The following is a 15,475-nucleotide window of genomic DNA, read 5'->3' on the forward strand; positions in this document are numbered from 1 at the left end:
GCTTTTCGTGCGGGCTTTTCGGCCCCGATTGTCCTCGCAAACGCTGCCGTGCCTTTTTTCAGGCGGCGGCGCGCTGCAGCCGCCAGTAGCGCCAGAAAGCGCCCGACAGCCACACCTTGAGCAGGCTGGTCACGTGCCAGTACAGGTACTTCTTGCTGCGGTGGCTGGCGCGCTGGGCGTCGTGGCGCGCGCGCAGGTCTTCGGTCACCTGGAGCTTCCAGCCGGCCAGGCGGGTGCGGGCGCAGATGTCGAAGTCTTCCCCGTACATGAAGAAGCGCTCGTCGAAGCCGCCGATCTTGCGGTAGGCCTCGCTGCGAAACAGCATGAACAGGCCGGGAATCCAGGCCGGCACGGCCGGCGGCTGGTAGCCGGGCTTCTTGCGGCCCAGAATCTCGAAGGGGGTCAGCAGCGCGCGGTGCGGCTCGGGCTCGGGCCGGCCCGACTCCAGGATGCGCGGCGTCATCAGGCCGGCGTCGGGCGCGGCCTGGGCGAGCATCGGGGCGAGCACGTCGGCGTCGAAGCGGATGTCGGGGTTGAGCACCAGGAACCAGGGCGTGTCGCAGCGCGCGAAGGCCTGGTTGTGGTTGGCGCCGAAGCCCAGGGGCGCCGCGTTCTCGATGCGCTCGATGGGAAAGCCCCACTGTCGTCCTGCGAGCAGGTCGGCCTCGGGAATGTTCAGCGTGAGCACGACCTTGGCGATCGCGTCCCGGCTGTGCCGGTCGAGCTGCTCGAGCAGCGGCAGCACCAGCGCGAGCTGGCCGTGGCTCACGATCGACAGGGTGACCGGGGCGTGGGGTGAAGAAGGGGGCGTGGGCATGGTCTAATTTCGCTCGGGAATTCTAGGGTTCCCCCAACCCCACACATGATTGCCCTGATCATCCTCAGTTTCTTCGTCTCCGCCATCGCGGTGCAGCTGTTCATGCGCCGCGCGCGCAGACACGCGCGCCGCTACGGCGCCGACATGCCCCAGCGTTTCCACAAGGGCCACGTGCCGCGCCTGGGCGGGGCCGGCATCATGCTCGGCATGAGCGCGGCCTGGTTGGGCGCCGGCCTGATCGAGCCGCTGAACATCGCCTGGCCGCTCAAGTCCTCGATGCTCACGCTGGTGTGCATCCTGCCCGCCGTGCTCGGCGGCATCGTCGAAGACGTGACCCAGCAGGTCAAGGTGCGCTACCGGCTGGGCCTGACCATCGGCTCGGCGCTGCTGGTGTGCTGGGTGCAAGGGCTGGGCGTGGCGCGCACCGGCTTCGAGACGCTCGACGGCTGGCTCGCGCTGCTGCCCTATGCCTCGCTGGTCTTCGCGGCCCTGGCCATAGGCGGCCTGCCGCATGCCTTCAACATCATCGACGGCTACAACGGGCTGGCCGGCACCGTGGCCGTGCTCGTGTGCCTGGCGATCTCGCACGTCGCGCTGCAGCTGGGCGACCGGCAGCTGGCCGCGATGGTGATCTGCCTGGTCGGCGCCACCTTCGGCTTCCTGGTCTGGAACTACCCGCGCGGCAAGATCTTCGCCGGCGACGGCGGTGCCTACGTCTGGGGCATGGTGATCGCCGTGGCCTGCGTGACGCTGGTGCAGCGCCACCGCGTGGTGTCGCCATGGTTCCCGATGCTGCTGCTGATCTACCCGGTGTGGGAGACGCTGTTCTCCATCTACCGCAAGCTGGCCCGGGGCCAGTCGCCGGGCACGGCCGACGCGCTGCACTTCCACCAGCTGATCTTCCGGCGCATCGTGCGCGTGGCCTTCGCGGACGACGAGGCGCGCCAGCTGCTGGCGCGCAACAACCGCACTTCGCCGTACCTGTGGATGTTCGCCGCGCTGTCGGTGGTGCCCGCGGTGCTGTTCTGGAACAACACCTTCGTGCTGATGCTGTTCTGCCTTCTGTTCGTCACGACCTACGTCGGGGCGTACCTGATGATCGTGCGCTTCAAGGTCCCGCGCTGGCTGCGGCCCTGACCGCCGGCGCCGCCTTGTTGCGAGAATTCTTCCCATCGTCCACCGCTTTGGAGCCTGACCGCCCATGACCGACCCCGTCCTCAACATCCCTCCGCGCGACAAGGCCGAGATCCTGGCCCAGGCGCTGCCGTACATCCGCAAGTTCCACGGTAAGACCATCGTCATCAAGTACGGCGGCAACGCCATGACCGACCCCGCGCTGCAGGCCGACTTCGCCGAAGACGTGGTGCTGCTCAAGCTGGTCGGCATGAACCCGGTGGTGGTGCACGGCGGCGGCCCGCAGATCGAGGCCGCGCTGAACAAGCTGGGCAAGAAGGGCAGCTTCGTGCAGGGCATGCGCGTGACCGACGCCGAGACCATGGAAGTCGTCGAATGGGTGCTGGCCGGCGAGGTGCAGCAGGACATCGTGGGTCTGATCAACCAGGCCGGCGGCAAGGCCGTGGGCCTCACGGGGCGCGACGGCGGCCTTATTCGTGCGCAGAAGCTCAAGCTGGCCGACCGCACCGACCCGAACGTGCACCACGACGTGGGCCAGGTCGGCGACATCGTCTCCATCGACCCCAGCGTGGTCAAGGCGCTGCAGGACGACGCCTTCATTCCCGTCGTGAGCCCGATCGGCTTCGGCGAGGAGAACGAGAGCTACAACATCAACGCCGACGTCGTCGCCGGCAAGCTGGCCACCGTGCTCAAGGCCGAGAAGCTCATGCTGCTGACGAACACGCCCGGCGTGCTCGACAAGAACGGCAACCTGCTCACCAACCTGAGCGCGCGCGAAATCGACGACCTGTTCGCCGACGGCACCATCTCGGGCGGCATGCTGCCCAAGATCGAAGGCGCGCTCGACGCGGCCAAGAGCGGCGTGAACGCAGTGCACATCATCGACGGCCGCGTGCCGCACGCGATGCTGCTCGAGATCCTGACCGACCAGGCCTACGGCACGATGATCCGGGCGCGCTGAGCGCCCTCCGCGTGCCTTCCGTCGGCGGAAGGCGCGCGCTCACTGCGCTGTGCGAGAATCAATTGATTACATCTTTGCACGCGCTCCCATGCAGAACGAAGAGACAGCTGCCCCCGGCGTAGAGACCCCGGCCGACACGCCCGCCGCCGCACCGACGCGCAAGCGCCCCAAGCCGGGCGAACGGCGCGTGCAGATCCTGCAGGCGCTGGCCGCCATGCTGGAGCAGCCCGGTGCCGAGCGGGTCACCACCGCCGCGCTGGCCGCGCGGCTCGAGGTGAGCGAGGCGGCCCTGTACCGCCACTTCGCGAGCAAGGCCCAGATGTTCGAGGGCCTCATCGACTTCATCGAGCAGAGCGTCTTCACGCTGGTCAACCAGATCCTCGAGCGCGAAGGCGCCACCGGCAGCCAGCAGGCGGCCCGCATCCTCGTGCTGCTCGTGCAGTTCGCCGAGCGCAACCCCGGCATGACGCGCGTCATGGTCGGCGATGCGCTGGTGTTCGAGAACGAGCGCCTGCAGCAGCGCATGAACCAGTTCTTCGACAAGATCGAGGCCACGCTGCGCCAGGTGCTGCGCGGCGCGGCCGCCGCCGACGGCTCGGCCACGCCTAGCGTCGATGCCCAGGTGCGCGCCGCGGCGCTCACGGCCTTCGTGGTGGGTCAGCTGCAGCGCTTTGCGCGCTCGGGTTTCCGCCGCGCGCCGTCGGAACACTTGGAAGCCACGATCGCCCTGATCGTTTGACGGCAAGGCCGGCAGGTCCGGCGCCGCCACGCTGAACTCGACGCGGCCCCTTGCGGCGCGTACGATCAATTTCCTCCCTTGCCGCCACGCGGTGCCGCGGTGACAAGCCCGTTTCGCATGACCTCTGGATCGGAGGCTCGCATGAGTGCTTGTCCTTCCCGCCGCCGCTGGCCTCCCGGGGCGCGCCATGCCTGACGCCGCCGCCGCCCGCCCGGCCCCTCTCCTGCACGCCGTCGCGCTCACCGCGGTCGCCATGGTCGCGTTCGCGGCCAACTCGCTGCTGTGCCGGCTCGCGCTGCAGCACGGCGGCATCGACCCGGCCAGCTTCGGCAGCATCCGGCTCGCGTCCGGGGCGATCACGCTGGCGCTCGTCGTGCGCTTCCGGGCGCAGCCGCCCACTCTCGGGCAGACCGGCTGGCTCCCGGCCGTCATGCTGTTCGCGTACGTCGCGTTCTTCTCCTTCGCGTACCTCAGCCTCCCGGCGGGCACGGGCGCGCTGATCCTCTTCGGCGCGGTGCAGCTCACGATGCTGGGCGCGGGGCTGGGCGGCGGCGAGCGCTTCGGGGTGCTGGCGTGGTGCGGCTTCGTCCTTGCGGCGGCCGGACTCGTCTACCTGGTGTCGCCGGGCGTTGCCGCGCCGCCGCTGCTGGGCGCCGTGCTGATGGCGGTGGCGGGCGTGGCGTGGGGCGTGTATTCGCTGCGCGGGCGGGGCGTGGCCGACCCGCTGGCCGCGACCGCTCGCAACTTCCTGCGCGCCGTGCCGCTGGCCCTGGCGCTGAGCCTGGTGTTCGCCACGCGCGCGCATGCCGATGCGCGCGGCGTCGCGCTGGCCGTGGCCTCCGGTGCGCTGACCTCGGGGCTCGGCTACGTGGTCTGGTACGCGGCGCTGGGCCGCCTGTCGGCGCTGCGGGCGGCGACCGTGCAGCTGTCGGTACCGCTGCTGGCGGCGTTCGGCGGCGTGCTGTTCCTGTCGGAAGCGATCACGCCGCGGCTGGCGCTCGCCTCGGTGGCGATCCTCGGCGGCATCGCGCTCGTGCTGAGCCAGAAGTCGCGCCAGGCGGCGCGACGCTAGGCGACGGCCACGCCCACCTTGGCGCCGGCGGCGACGATCTCGCCCCAGGTCGCGTCGTCGACCCACACCCCGTCGCGCCGGCGTGCCGCGCGCGCCCGGCGCTCCGGCTCGCCCGCGATCTGCACGGCCTCGAAGCCCTGGCCCGGCGGGCTTTGCCGCAGCCAGCCGATGAATTCGCGCGCCTCTTCGTCGAAGGCTTTTTGCGTGCCGAGTTTTGCGGGGTCGATCAGCACCGTCAGCATGCCGTTGAGCACCGTGCGTGCCGTGTCCGCCGGCCGGTGCCAGGTGCCGCCGCCCGTGAGCGCGCCGCCCAGCAGCTCGCAGGCCACGGCCATGCCGTAGCCCTTGTGTTCGCCGAAGGTCATGAGCGCGCCGAACAGGCCGTTGCCCTGCGGCACCACGACCACGCCCGGATCGTTGGTGGGCGCGCCGCGCTCGTCGATGAGGTAGCCGTCGGGCACCTGCTCGCCCTTGTTGTGGGCCACGCGCATCTTGCCTTGGGCCACGCGGCTGGTCGCGTAGTCGAGCACGAAGGGCTCGGCGCCCGCCAGCGGAATGCCGATGCAGCACGGGTTGGTGCCGAAGCGCCCGTCGCCGCCGCCCCAGGGCGCCACCACGGGCCGCGAGAGCACGTTGACGAAGTGCATCGCCACCAGCCCCTGGGCCGTCGCCATCTCGGCGAAATGGCCGATGCGCCCCAGGTGGTGCGCGTTCGCGAGCGTGAAGATGCAGCTGCCGTGCTGCTTGGCGCGCGCGATGCCGAGTTCCATCGCCTGCACGCCGACGATCTGCCCGTAGCCGTGCTGGCCGTCCAGGCCCATCAGCGTGCCGATGTCGAGGTTGACCTTCACGGCCGCGTTGGGCACGAGGCCGCCTTCGGCCACCGCATCGATGTAGCGCGGCAGCATGCCCACGCCGTGCGAGTCGTGCCCGCTGAGGTTGGCCAGCACGAGGTTGGCGGCCACCTGCTGCGCTTCGGCGGCGCTGCTGCCCGCCGCTTCGAGGATGCGGGCGACGTTGGCTTGCAGGCCATCGGCCGGCAGGGTTCTGGACATGGATCAGGCTCCTCTTGCGTTCAATGGGATGGCGTGGCCGAAGGGAAGGGCGGGCAGGGGCTGCGTGGGCCTCACATGACCGCGCCGACTTGCCACGGCACGAACTCGTTCTGCCCGTAGCCGTGCTGCTCGCTCTTCGAGTGCGCGCCCGAGGCCGTGGCCAGCACCAGCTCGAAGATGCGCTGGCCCATCTCCGCAATCGAGGCCGTGCCGTCGACGATCTCGCCGCAGTTGATGTCCATGTCTTCTTCCTGCCGCTGCCACAGCGCCGAGTTGGTCGCCAGCTTGAGCGAGGGCGAGGGCGCACAGCCGTAGGCCGAGCCGCGACCGGTCGTGAAGCAGATCAGGTTCGCGCCGCCGGCCACCTGGCCCGTGGCGCTCACGGGGTCGTAGCCTGGCGTGTCCATGTAGACGAAGCCGTGCGCGGTGACGGGCTCGGCGTACTCGTACACGGCCTCGAGGTTGCTCGTGCCGCCCTTGGCGACCGCGCCCAGCGACTTCTCGAGGATGGTCGTGAGCCCGCCCGCCTTGTTGCCGGGCGAGGGGTTGTTGTTCATCTCGCCCTCGTTGATCTCGGTGTAGTGCTCCCACCATTTGATGCGGTCCACGAGCTTCTGGCCGACCTCGCGCTTCACCGCGCGGCGCGTCAGCAGGTGCTCGGCGCCGTACACCTCGGGCGTTTCGCTCAGGATGGCCGTGCCGCCGTGCGCCACCAGCAGGTCGACCGCCGCGCCCAGCGCCGGGTTCGCGCTGATGCCCGAGTAGCCGTCGGAGCCGCCGCACTGCAGCCCGATGGTGATGTGCGCCGCGCTGCACGGCTCGCGCTTTACGGCGTTGGCGCGCGGCAGCATTTCATTGATGAGCGCCACGCCTTTCTCGACCGTCTTGCGCGTGCCGCCCGTGTCCTGGATGTTGAAGGTGCGGAAGTTCTCGCCCTCGGCCAGGTGGCCGGTCGCGAGCCAGGCGTTGATCTGGTTGGCCTCGCAGCCCAGCCCGACGACCAGCACGCCCGCGAAGTTCGGGTGCGTGGCGTAACCCGTGAGCGTGCGCTCCAGGATCTGCATGCCCATGCCCTGCGTGTCCATGCCGCAGCCCGTGCCGTGCGTCAGCGCGACCACGCCGTCGACGTTCGGAAACGCCGCCAACGCCTGCGGATTGGTCTTGCGCGAGAAGTGGTCGGCAATGGCGCGCGCAGCGGTGGCCGAGCAGTTCACGCTGGTCAGCACGCCGATGTAGTTGCGCGTGGCCACGCGGCCATCGCCGCGCTTGATGCCCATGAAGGTGGCCTCGCGCTTCGCGGGCACGGGCTTCACGTCGGCGCCGAAGGCGTAGTCGCGTTCGAAGTCGCCCTTGTCGGGGCCCATGTCCAGGTTCTGCGTGTGCACGTGCTCGCCAGCGGCAATGGCTTTGCTCGCGAAGCCGATGATCTGGTTGTAGCGGCGCACCGGTTCGCCCTGCGCGATGGCGCGCATGGCGACCTTGTGGCCCGGCGGGATCAGGCCGCGCACGGTCACGTTCTCGACGAGCGTGCCGCCCAGCAGTTGCGAGCGCGCGATGACGACGTCGTCGGCGGGATGGAGTCGGATGTAGGGAGTCATCGTGGGTATCGTTCTCGGAGCCGGCGCGGGTGCGCCGGCGGTGGTCGTTACTGCATGATCTTCGGCAGCCACAGCACGGTGGCAGGCCAGTAGGTGATGATGCCCAGGCTCAACAGCAACGGCACCAGCCAGGGCAGGATCGCCATCGTCGTGCGCTCGATGCTCAGGTTGGCGATGCGCGCCAGCACGAACAGCACCATGCCCATCGGCGGATGCAGCACGCCGATCATGAGGTTGAGCACCATCACCACGCCGAAGTGCACCGGGTCGATGCCCAGCTGGTTCGAGATCGGCAGCAGGATCGGCACCAGGATCGTGATGGCCGCGGTGGTCTCCAGGAAGCAGCCCACGAACAGCATCAGCAGGTTCGCGAGCAGCAGGAACACCCAGGCTTCCTTGGTGAAGTTGAGCACCCAGCTCGCGATGTCGGCCGTGACGCCGGTGGCCGTCAGCATCCAGCCGAAGATCGAGGCGGCCGCCACGATGAAGAGCACCGTCGAGGTCGACTCGACCGTCTCCAGGCACACCTTGACGAACATCTTCCACTGCAGCGTGCGGTACCAGAAGAAGCCCAGCACCATCGCCCACACGCAGGCGGCAATGGCGCCTTCGGTGGCGGTGAACAGGCCCGTCGCCATGCCGCCGATGAGCAGCACCGGCGTCATGATCGGCAGCACCGCCTCGAACTTGAAGACCTTGTCGGCCGCGAAGAGGATCACCAGCGCAATGGCCACCGCCGGTTGGGCCGGCGCGCCGAACTTGTCGACTGCGAACCACAGCAGCGTGGGCCACAGGCACACCACCAGCAGCTCGACCAGCGCCTTCATGAGGCGCGGCCACTGGAACTTCACGTCCGCGCCCCAGCCGTTCTTGTGCGCGTAGTAGGCCACCGTGAGCATCATGAGCAGCGTCATGATCAGCCCCGGCATCAGCCCCGCGATGAAGAGTGCGCCCACCGACACGTTGGCCATCATCCCGTAGATCACGAAGGGCAGGCTCGGCGGAATGATCGGCCCCAGCGTGGCCGAGGCCGCGGTCACGCCGACCGCGAACTCGGTCGAGTAGCCGTGCTCCTTCATCGCCTTGATCTCGATCGTGCCCAGGCCGGCCGCGTCCGCGATCGCGGTGCCGCTCATGCCCGAGAAGATCACCGAGCCCAGGATGTTCACGTGCCCCAGGCCGCCCTTGAGCCAGCCCACCAATGCGAGCGCGAAGTTGTAGATGCGGTTGGTGATGCCGGCGTTGTTCATCAGGTTGCCGGCGAGGATGAAGAAGGGAACGGCGAGCAGCGGAAAGCTGTCGACGCCGCTCACCATGCGGTGAATGACGACGAAGCCCGGCAGGTTGCCGCTCCAGAGGATGTAGACCAGCGAGGCACCGGCCATGGCCACGGCGACCGGGATGCCGGCGCTCATGAAGAGCAGGAAGGCGATCTTCAGCATGTTGTTGTCGTGATGGAGTGGGGTTGCGACCTCAGCGGTCGTCGATCGTGGATTCGGGCCGCTCCAGCACGCAGTAGCCGCGGCGCCAGTGCACCACGCTCACCTGCACCGAGCGCACGCACATGGCGACGAAGCCCAGCAGGCACACGCCGTAGACGATGTTCATCGGCAGGTCGACGATGGTCATGCTCGCGTTGTTGCCGATCTTGAGCATCATCTGCACCGTCATGACCACCGCCGCCGCGAAGAACGCCGTGCGCAGCACGTCGACCAGCAGGCCCAGCGCGCGGCCCATGGCCGGCGGCATGTGGCGGTAGAAGAAGTCGACCTGGATGTGGTTGTTGCGCGCCACGCCGATCGACGCGCCCACGAACACCGTGCCCACCAGCAGGTAGCGCGCGATCTCCTCGGTCCAGGAGGCCGAGTCGTTCAGCACGTAGCGCGTCACGAACTGGTAGAGCACCGTGAGGCCCAGCACCCAGAAGATGCCCAGGGCGGCCCAGGCCTCCACGGTGGTGCCGGACAGGTCGACGGCCTCGTCCTTGGCGTGGAACTCGCCGTCGTCGCCCAGCAGCTTGTCGTCGCTCATCGTGTGGCCTTACTTGATCGCGATGATGCGGTCGTAGTCCTGCTGGCGGTAGCCGTGGTCGGTGGGCTTGGTGTTCTTGAGCACGGCCTCGCGGAACGCACCCTTGTCGACCGTGATCACGTTGTTGCCCTTCTTCTTGAACTCCTCCACCAGCCGGGTCTCGGAGGCGATGATCTCGCGGCCGGTTTTCTCGGCGGCTTCCTGCATCACGTCGTTGAACATCTTCTTCTCGTCGGCGCTGAGCTTGGCCCACAGCTGGCCCGAGACCACGGTGAGCAGCGAGTCGACGATGTGGCCGGTCAGCGAGATGTTCTTCTGCACCTCGTAGAACTTCTTGGCCTCGATGGTGGGCAGCGGGTTCTCCTGCGCATCCACGGTGCCGCTTTGCAGCGCGAGGTAGACCTCGGCGAAGGCGATCGGCGTGGCGTTGGCGCCCAGCGACTTGGGGAAGGCCAGGTAGGCGGGCGCGTCGGGCACGCGGATCTTCAGGCCCTTCATGTCCTCGGGCTTGCTCACCGGCTTGGCCGCGCTCGAGGTGACGTGGCGCGCGCCGTAGTAGTTGAGCGCCGTGATGTGGTTGCCGGTCTTGTCGTCGTAGCCCTTGGCGAGCTCCTTGAACACGTCGCTCCTGGCGTACTTCAGCTGGTGCTCCGCGTCGCGGAAGATGAACGGAAAGTAGGTGATGGCCAGTGGCTTGTAGCTGTTGCCCGCGAAGCTCGCACCGGTCAGCACGATGTCGACCGTGCCCAGCGTCAGGCCCTGGTTGATGTCGGCTTCCTTGCCCAGGCTGGAGGCTGGGAACACCTGGATGTCGTACTTGCCGTTGCTGCGCTTCTTGATCTCCTCGGCCGCCCACACCGAGTACTTGTGGAAGGGCTCCGAGGTCTCGTAGACGTGCGCCCACTTGAGCTTGGTCTGCGCCGAGGCGATGCCCGTCGCGCCCAACGCGCCGGCTGCGAGGGCGCAGGCGGCCAGGGCCTTGAGGGCGGTGCGTTTGCTGTTCTTGCTGCTGCTGATCATGGGGTGTGTCTCCGTTGTAGTGAACTGGCAGGAAGGCTGGCGAGAAATCAGGCGGGCTTGGCGCGGCGCCAGCTCGCGCTGAAACGGTGGTGCGAGTTGTCCATGTGCGTGTGCATCGCGCTGCGCGCGGCCTCGGCGTCGCGCGCGGCTATGGCGTCGCGGATCGCCTCGTGCTCGGTGATGGCGGCGCGCCACGAGGTCACGGTCTCGAAGTAGCCGCCCAGCCGCGTGAAGATCGGGCCGCGGCGCGAATCCCAGAAGCCCTGCACCGTCTCGACCAGCACCACGTTGCCGCTGGCGCCGACGATGGCCAGGTGAAAGGCGCGGTCGCCGTCCAGCGGCATGACGTTGCGGTCGGCCATCTCGCGCATGGTGGCGATGGCGCGCGTCATCGCGTCCACGTCCTTGCGCTTGCCCGACAGGGCGGCGATGGCGGCGGTCTCGCCCTCGATCACGCGGCGCGCGCGGATCAGCTCCAGCGGCCCCCACTCGGTGGGCGCCACCGGTGCGCTGGCGCGGTGCGAACGGTCGAGCACGTACACGCCGGAGCCGGTGCGCACCTCGACCCAGCCCTCGACCTCCAGCGCGATGAGCGCCTCGCGCACCGAGGGCCGGCTCACGCCGAGCTGCTTGGCCAGGTCGCGCTCGGCGGGCAGGCGCGCGCCCACGTCGAACTCGCCCTTGGCGATCAGCCCCCGGAGCTGGTCGGCAATCTGGCGATAGAGGCGTTGGGGTTCGACGGTCTGGAGCGGCACGGGAGCAGGGTGTGGGTGCGGGCGAGGCGGTGGATCGGCTTAAGGGTTGTCCTGAATTGGACAAGTGGTAAGGCCAATTCAGAATACGGCGATTCACAGATGTCACCCATCGGGCCTAACCCGAACCCACCCCGCATCCGCAGAACACCCCAGGAGACACCGACCATGAGATTGAAGGGAAAGACCGTGCTCGTCACCGCCGCCGGCCAGGGCATCGGCCGCGCCAGCGTGCTGGCGCTCGCGGCCGAGGGCGCCCATGTGTGGGCCACCGACGTCAACGAGCAGTTGCTGTCGGCCTACGCCGGCGTGGCGAACGTCACGGCCCTGAAGCTCGACGTGCTCGACAAGGCCGCCATCGGCGCGGTCGTGGCGCAGCTGCCCACGCTCGACGTGCTCTTCAACTGCGCGGGCGTGGTGCACAACGGCACCATCGAGCAGGCCAGCGACGACGACCTCGACTTTGCCTTCCGCCTCAACGTGCGCGCGCAGATGTGGACCATCCAGGCCGTGCTGCCCGGCATGCTCGCGGCGGGGCGCGGCAGCATCATCAACATGGCCAGCGTGTGCTCCAGCATGAAGGGCCTGCCCAACCGTTTTGTCTACGGCACCACCAAGGCGGCCGTGCTCGGCCTCACCAAGAGCGTGGCGGCCGACTACGTGGCCCGCGGCATCCGCTGCAATGCCGTGTGTCCGGGCACGGTCGACACGCCCTCGCTGGGCGATCGCATCAACGCCAACGCCGACCCTGAGGCCGCGCGCAAGGCCTTCGTGGCGCGCCAGCCCATGGGCCGGCTCGCACAGGCCGAGGAGATCGCGCCGGTGGTCGTCTTCCTGGCGAGCGACGAATCCATCTTCGCCACCGGCCAGTACTTCACGGTCGACGGCGGCATCACGATATGAACCGGCTCGATTTCGAAGGCCGCCACGCGGTCGTCACCGGCGGCGCCACGGGGCTGGGCTTCGGCATCGCGCAGCGGCTCGTCGCCTCGGGCGGCAGCGTCACGCTGTGGGACCGCGACGAAGCCGCCGCCGGGCGCGCGGCCGAAGCGCTGGGCGCCAAGGCCTTCGCACTGAAGGTCGACGTGACGCAGCAGCCGTCGGTCGCAAAGGCCGTGGCCGCCACGCTCGCCCACGCGCCGCGCATCGATGCGCTGGTCAACAGCGCGGGCATCACCGGGCCCAACGTCAAGCTGTGGGACTACCCGGTGGACGAGTGGCGTCAGGTGATGGAGGTCAACGTCAACGGCGTGTTCCTGTGCTGTCGCGAGGTGGTGGCACAGATGCGCAGGCAGGGCGCGAAGGGCGAGGGCCGCATCGTCAACATCGCCTCGGTGGCGGGCAAGGACGGCAACCCCAACGCCAGCGCGTACAGTGCGAGCAAGGCCGCCGTCATCGGGCTCACCAAGTCGCTCGGCAAGGAGCTGGCCGACACCGGCATCCGCGTGAACTGCGTGACGCCCGCGGCGGTGAAGACCGCCATCTTCGACCAGATGACCCCCGACCACATCGCCTTCATGCTCTCGAAGATTCCCGTGGGCCGCTTCGGCACCGTGGAAGAGGTGGCCGCGATGGTCGGCTGGCTGTGCACCGACGATTGCTCCTTTTCCACCGGCGCCGCGTTCGACCTGTCGGGCGGCCGCTCCACCTACTGATTCCCCATTCAATGCACTGAAAGGAACGCATGAAACTCGTCCGCTACGGCAACCCCGGCAAAGAAAAGCCCGGTCTCATCGACAACGAAGGCAAGCTGCGCGACCTGAGCGCCATCGTCAAGGACATCGGTCCCGACCAGCTCGGCGATGCCGCCCTGGCCAAGCTGCGCAAGACCAAGCTCGACAAGCTGCCGCTGGTCAAGGGCAAGCCACGCTTCGGCAGCCCGGTGGCCAACGTCGGCAAGTTCATCGCCATCGGCCTGAACTACGCCGACCACGCGGCCGAGTCGGGCCTGCCGGTGCCCAAGGAACCCATCGTCTTCATGAAGGCCACCAGCTGCATCCAGGGCCCGAACGACCCGGTGATGCTGCCCAAGGGCTCGGTCAAGTCCGACTGGGAAGTCGAGCTCGGCGTGGTCATCGGCACGAAGGCGCGTTATGTGTCGCAAAAGAGCGCACTCGACTACGTGGCCGGCTACTGCACCATCAACGACGTGAGCGAGCGCGAATACCAGATCGAGCGCGGCGGCACCTGGGACAAGGGCAAGGGCTGCGACACCTTCGGCCCCATCGGCCCCTGGCTCGTCACGCGCGACGAGATCGAGAACCCGCAGAAGCTCGCGATGTGGCTCGACCTGAACGGCCAGCGCGTGCAGACCGGCAGCACCAAGACCATGATCTTCAGCGTGGCCAAGCTCGTGAGCTACGTGAGCCAGTTCATGACGCTGATGCCCGGCGACGTGATCACCACCGGTACGCCGCCCGGCGTCGGCATGGGCATGAAGCCGCCGCTGTTCCTGAAGAAGGGCGACGTGATGACGCTGGGTATCGAAGGCCTGGGCGAGCAGCGCCAGGAAGTCGTGCCCTTCAAGCTCTGAGCACGCGCACCAGCTCGTCGTACACCAGCCGCACGCGCGCCGGCACCGGCGCGCGCTGCGGGCGGTAGACGTGGATCGGCCAGGGCTCGGGCGCCTCGGTCGCCAGCACCTCCACCAGCGCGCCCGATTGCAGCCACGGCTGCGCCAGCGGCCCGATGAGCTGGCCGAAGCCGATGCCCGCCAGCACCGCGGCGCATTCGGCGTCGATGTTGTCCGTCACGAACGCGGGCGACGACACGGTGAACACCCGTTTCTTGCTGAAGGCCCATGGCCACGGCCGGCCCGAGCTGTGGTCGATCAGCGCCGTCACCGGCAGCGCCGACAGCGCATCGACGGTGCGCGGCGCACCGACCCGCTCGATGAGCGCGGGTGAGCCCACCACGCACAGCGACATCTTTCCCACGCCCCGGGCCACGAAGCGCGCGTCGCGCATCGGGCCGACGCGCACGCCGAGGTCGATCTGCTGGTCGACCACGTCGGCATGCTGCTCCGACAGCCGCAGGTCGAGCACCAGCCCGGGATGCTGCGCCAGCAGCGGCGCCAGCGCCTGCGGGATCAGCCGCGCGTACACATGCGGCGCCGTGACCCGCACCGTGCCCGTGTGCTGCGACAGCGCGCGCCGGTCGATGCGGTGGAAAAGTTCGTCCACGCCGCCCACGGCCACGCGGGCGCGCTCGGCGAGCTGGCGCCCGAAATCGGTGAGCTGCACGCCGCGCGTGCTGCGGTGAAAGAGCGGCTCGCCCAGTTCTTCTTCAAGTTCGCGCACCGCGCGCGTCACCACCTGCGGCGACACCGACAGGCGCACGGCCGCCTCGCGGAAGTTGGCGGCATCGGCGGCGGTGAAGAACACGCGCAGGGCTTCGAGGCGGTTGGACATGGTGGTGTTCCTTTTTTGGGAATTCTGAAGTCGACAGAGTTTCATTTACTGGAACGCGTGGATTTTCCACACTGCATGCACTTCTTCAACACACCCCAAGGAAATTCCCATGACCTCCATTCAAGACAACATCCAGGGCAAGGTTGCCATCGTCACCGGCGCCAGCAGCGGCCTGGGCGAATCGACGGCGCGCCACCTGGCCGCGCGCGGCGCCAAGGTGGTGCTCGCGGCCCGCCGCACCGACCGGCTCGACCAGGTCGTCGCCGAGATCCGCGAGGCCGGCGGCGAAGCCATCGCCGTCGCCACCGACGTGGCCAAGCGCGCCGACCTGGAAAAGCTCGCCGCCGCCACCGTCGAGGCCTTCGGCCGCATCGACGTGCTGGTCAACAACGCGGGCGTGATGCCGCTGTCGCCGCTGGACAAGCTCAAGGTCGACGAGTGGGACCGCACCATCGACGTCAACATCAAGGGCGTGCTCTACGGCATCGCCGCCGTGCTGCCGCGCATGCAGGCGCAGTGCAGCGGGCACATCGTCAACGTCGCGTCGATTGCCGGGCTGAAGGTGTTCACGCCCATCGGCACGGTCTACAGCGCCACCAAGCACGCGGTGCGGGCCATCTCTGAAGGCCTGCGCGTGGAGGTGGGCAACAGCGGCGTGCGCGTGACCATCGTGTCGCCCGGCGCCGTGGACTCGGAGCTGAAGTTCGGCAGCAGCGACGCCGAGAGCGCCGCCGGGGTGAAGGCCTTCTACGACGCCAACCAGATTCCGGCTGACTCGGTGGCGCGCGCCATCGTCTACGCGGTGGAGCAGCCGGCGAACGTGGACATCAACGAGGTCGTGCTGCGGCCTGTGTCGCAGGAGTTCTGAGCCGGCCGGGGCAGGGTG

General features: G+C 68.6%; 16 protein-coding genes. 8 read left to right on the forward strand and 8 right to left on the reverse strand.

Translation table 11 applies throughout. The features are described 5' to 3' along the window. Nucleotides 1-58: 58 nt before the first annotated feature. Nucleotides 59-817 (reverse strand): glycosyltransferase family 2 protein, encoded by a 759-nt coding sequence (locus AC1RGU_RS21085; RefSeq protein ID WP_492698195.1) that lies wholly within the window; start codon nt 815-817, stop codon nt 59-61. 45 nt (nt 818-862) lie between these two features. On the opposite strand from AC1RGU_RS21085, the gene AC1RGU_RS21090 reads away from it, so the two are divergent. From AC1RGU_RS21090 to AC1RGU_RS21105, 4 genes are all read left to right on the forward strand, one after another. After that, the gene (locus AC1RGU_RS21090; protein WP_062471143.1) at nt 863-1,954 is read left to right on the forward strand and encodes a glycosyltransferase family 4 protein; all 1,092 of its coding nucleotides are present in this window, start codon (nt 863-865) and stop codon (nt 1,952-1,954) included. 64 nt (nt 1,955-2,018) lie between these two features. Then, on the forward strand, nt 2,019-2,912 hold the full coding sequence (gene argB, locus AC1RGU_RS21095) for an acetylglutamate kinase (RefSeq protein WP_062471140.1): 894 nt from the start codon (nt 2,019-2,021) through the stop codon (nt 2,910-2,912). 88 nt (nt 2,913-3,000) lie between these two features. Further along, nucleotides 3,001-3,651, forward strand: a complete 651-nt coding sequence (slmA, locus tag AC1RGU_RS21100; RefSeq protein WP_062471138.1) for a nucleoid occlusion factor SlmA — start codon at nt 3,001-3,003, stop codon at nt 3,649-3,651. A 187-nt stretch (nt 3,652-3,838) separates the two neighbouring features. Next, nucleotides 3,839-4,723 (forward strand): DMT family transporter, encoded by an 885-nt coding sequence (locus AC1RGU_RS21105; RefSeq protein WP_492698193.1) that lies wholly within the window; start codon nt 3,839-3,841, stop codon nt 4,721-4,723. On the opposite strand, the gene AC1RGU_RS21110 is transcribed toward AC1RGU_RS21105, so the two are convergent. The 6 genes from AC1RGU_RS21110 to AC1RGU_RS21135 form a co-directional block, all read right to left on the reverse strand. Continuing rightward, entirely contained in the window at nt 4,720-5,778 is a 1,059-nt protein-coding gene (locus AC1RGU_RS21110) for a malate/lactate/ureidoglycolate dehydrogenase (protein WP_492698191.1), read from the reverse strand. The two genes, AC1RGU_RS21105 and AC1RGU_RS21110, sit on opposite strands and share 4 nt — an antisense overlap. 71 nt (nt 5,779-5,849) lie before the next feature. Then, nucleotides 5,850-7,376, reverse strand: coding sequence for a UxaA family hydrolase (locus AC1RGU_RS21115; RefSeq protein WP_492698189.1), 1,527 nt, complete (start codon nt 7,374-7,376; stop codon nt 5,850-5,852). Between the two features lie 47 nt (nt 7,377-7,423). Beyond that, nucleotides 7,424-8,818 (reverse strand): TRAP transporter large permease, encoded by a 1,395-nt coding sequence (locus AC1RGU_RS21120; RefSeq protein WP_095743531.1) that lies wholly within the window; start codon nt 8,816-8,818, stop codon nt 7,424-7,426. A gap of 31 nt (nt 8,819-8,849) precedes the next feature. After that, nucleotides 8,850-9,407, reverse strand: a complete 558-nt coding sequence (locus AC1RGU_RS21125; protein WP_070060225.1) for a TRAP transporter small permease — start codon at nt 9,405-9,407, stop codon at nt 8,850-8,852. Between the two features lie 9 nt (nt 9,408-9,416). Further along, a complete protein-coding gene (locus AC1RGU_RS21130; protein ID WP_307582850.1) occupies nt 9,417-10,427 on the reverse strand; it encodes a sialic acid TRAP transporter substrate-binding protein SiaP in 1,011 nt (336 codons plus the stop codon). Nucleotides 10,428-10,474: 47 nt separating this feature from the next. Continuing rightward, a complete protein-coding gene (locus tag AC1RGU_RS21135; RefSeq protein WP_159273772.1) occupies nt 10,475-11,182 on the reverse strand; it encodes a FadR/GntR family transcriptional regulator in 708 nt (235 codons plus the stop codon). 165 nt (nt 11,183-11,347) lie between these two features. Here AC1RGU_RS21135 and AC1RGU_RS21140 point away from each other — a divergent pair, with 165 nt between their 5' ends. From AC1RGU_RS21140 to AC1RGU_RS21150, 3 genes are read left to right on the forward strand one after another with little or no spacing between them, the layout of a single operon-like run. Continuing rightward, nucleotides 11,348-12,082: an SDR family oxidoreductase gene (locus AC1RGU_RS21140; RefSeq protein WP_492698187.1), complete on the forward strand. Its 735-nt coding sequence runs from the start codon at nt 11,348-11,350 to the stop codon at nt 12,080-12,082. Continuing rightward, entirely contained in the window at nt 12,079-12,834 is a 756-nt protein-coding gene (locus AC1RGU_RS21145; RefSeq protein WP_492698185.1) for an SDR family NAD(P)-dependent oxidoreductase, read from the forward strand. The genes AC1RGU_RS21140 and AC1RGU_RS21145 overlap by 4 nt, the downstream gene beginning before the upstream one ends. A gap of 29 nt (nt 12,835-12,863) precedes the next feature. Then, the gene (locus tag AC1RGU_RS21150) at nt 12,864-13,712 is read left to right on the forward strand and encodes a fumarylacetoacetate hydrolase family protein (RefSeq protein WP_070060222.1); all 849 of its coding nucleotides are present in this window, start codon (nt 12,864-12,866) and stop codon (nt 13,710-13,712) included. Here AC1RGU_RS21150 and AC1RGU_RS21155 read toward each other — a convergent pair. After that, nucleotides 13,702-14,589 carry a LysR family transcriptional regulator gene (locus tag AC1RGU_RS21155; RefSeq protein WP_492698183.1) on the reverse strand — a complete coding sequence of 296 codons (888 nt, stop codon included), beginning with the start codon at nt 14,587-14,589 and terminating at the stop codon, nt 13,702-13,704. The genes AC1RGU_RS21150 and AC1RGU_RS21155 overlap by 11 nt on opposite strands. 109 nt (nt 14,590-14,698) lie before the next feature. Here AC1RGU_RS21155 and AC1RGU_RS21160 point away from each other — a divergent pair, with 109 nt between their 5' ends. Beyond that, the gene (locus AC1RGU_RS21160) at nt 14,699-15,457 is read left to right on the forward strand and encodes an SDR family oxidoreductase (protein WP_492698181.1); all 759 of its coding nucleotides are present in this window, start codon (nt 14,699-14,701) and stop codon (nt 15,455-15,457) included. The last annotated feature ends 18 nt before the right edge of the window (nt 15,458-15,475 follow it).

The organism is Variovorax sp. GW823-FHT02B07, assembly GCF_058797695.1.

Coding starts and splice junctions, on each gene's coding strand:
- AC1RGU_RS21085 (WP_492698195.1), bottom strand. CDS start 817: ATGCCCACGCCCCCTTCTTCACCCCACGCCCCGGTCACCCTGTCGATC.
- AC1RGU_RS21090 (WP_062471143.1), top strand. CDS start 863: ATGATTGCCCTGATCATCCTCAGTTTCTTCGTCTCCGCCATCGCGGTG.
- argB (WP_062471140.1), top strand. CDS start 2,019: ATGACCGACCCCGTCCTCAACATCCCTCCGCGCGACAAGGCCGAGATC.
- slmA (WP_062471138.1), top strand. CDS start 3,001: ATGCAGAACGAAGAGACAGCTGCCCCCGGCGTAGAGACCCCGGCCGAC.
- AC1RGU_RS21105 (WP_492698193.1), top strand. CDS start 3,839: ATGCCTGACGCCGCCGCCGCCCGCCCGGCCCCTCTCCTGCACGCCGTC.
- AC1RGU_RS21110 (WP_492698191.1), bottom strand. CDS start 5,778: ATGTCCAGAACCCTGCCGGCCGATGGCCTGCAAGCCAACGTCGCCCGC.
- AC1RGU_RS21115 (WP_492698189.1), bottom strand. CDS start 7,376: ATGACTCCCTACATCCGACTCCATCCCGCCGACGACGTCGTCATCGCG.
- AC1RGU_RS21120 (WP_095743531.1), bottom strand. CDS start 8,818: ATGCTGAAGATCGCCTTCCTGCTCTTCATGAGCGCCGGCATCCCGGTC.
- AC1RGU_RS21125 (WP_070060225.1), bottom strand. CDS start 9,407: ATGAGCGACGACAAGCTGCTGGGCGACGACGGCGAGTTCCACGCCAAG.
- AC1RGU_RS21130 (WP_307582850.1), bottom strand. CDS start 10,427: ATGATCAGCAGCAGCAAGAACAGCAAACGCACCGCCCTCAAGGCCCTG.
- AC1RGU_RS21140 (WP_492698187.1), top strand. CDS start 11,348: ATGAGATTGAAGGGAAAGACCGTGCTCGTCACCGCCGCCGGCCAGGGC.
- AC1RGU_RS21145 (WP_492698185.1), top strand. CDS start 12,079: ATGAACCGGCTCGATTTCGAAGGCCGCCACGCGGTCGTCACCGGCGGC.
- AC1RGU_RS21150 (WP_070060222.1), top strand. CDS start 12,864: ATGAAACTCGTCCGCTACGGCAACCCCGGCAAAGAAAAGCCCGGTCTC.
- AC1RGU_RS21155 (WP_492698183.1), bottom strand. CDS start 14,589: ATGTCCAACCGCCTCGAAGCCCTGCGCGTGTTCTTCACCGCCGCCGAT.
- AC1RGU_RS21160 (WP_492698181.1), top strand. CDS start 14,699: ATGACCTCCATTCAAGACAACATCCAGGGCAAGGTTGCCATCGTCACC.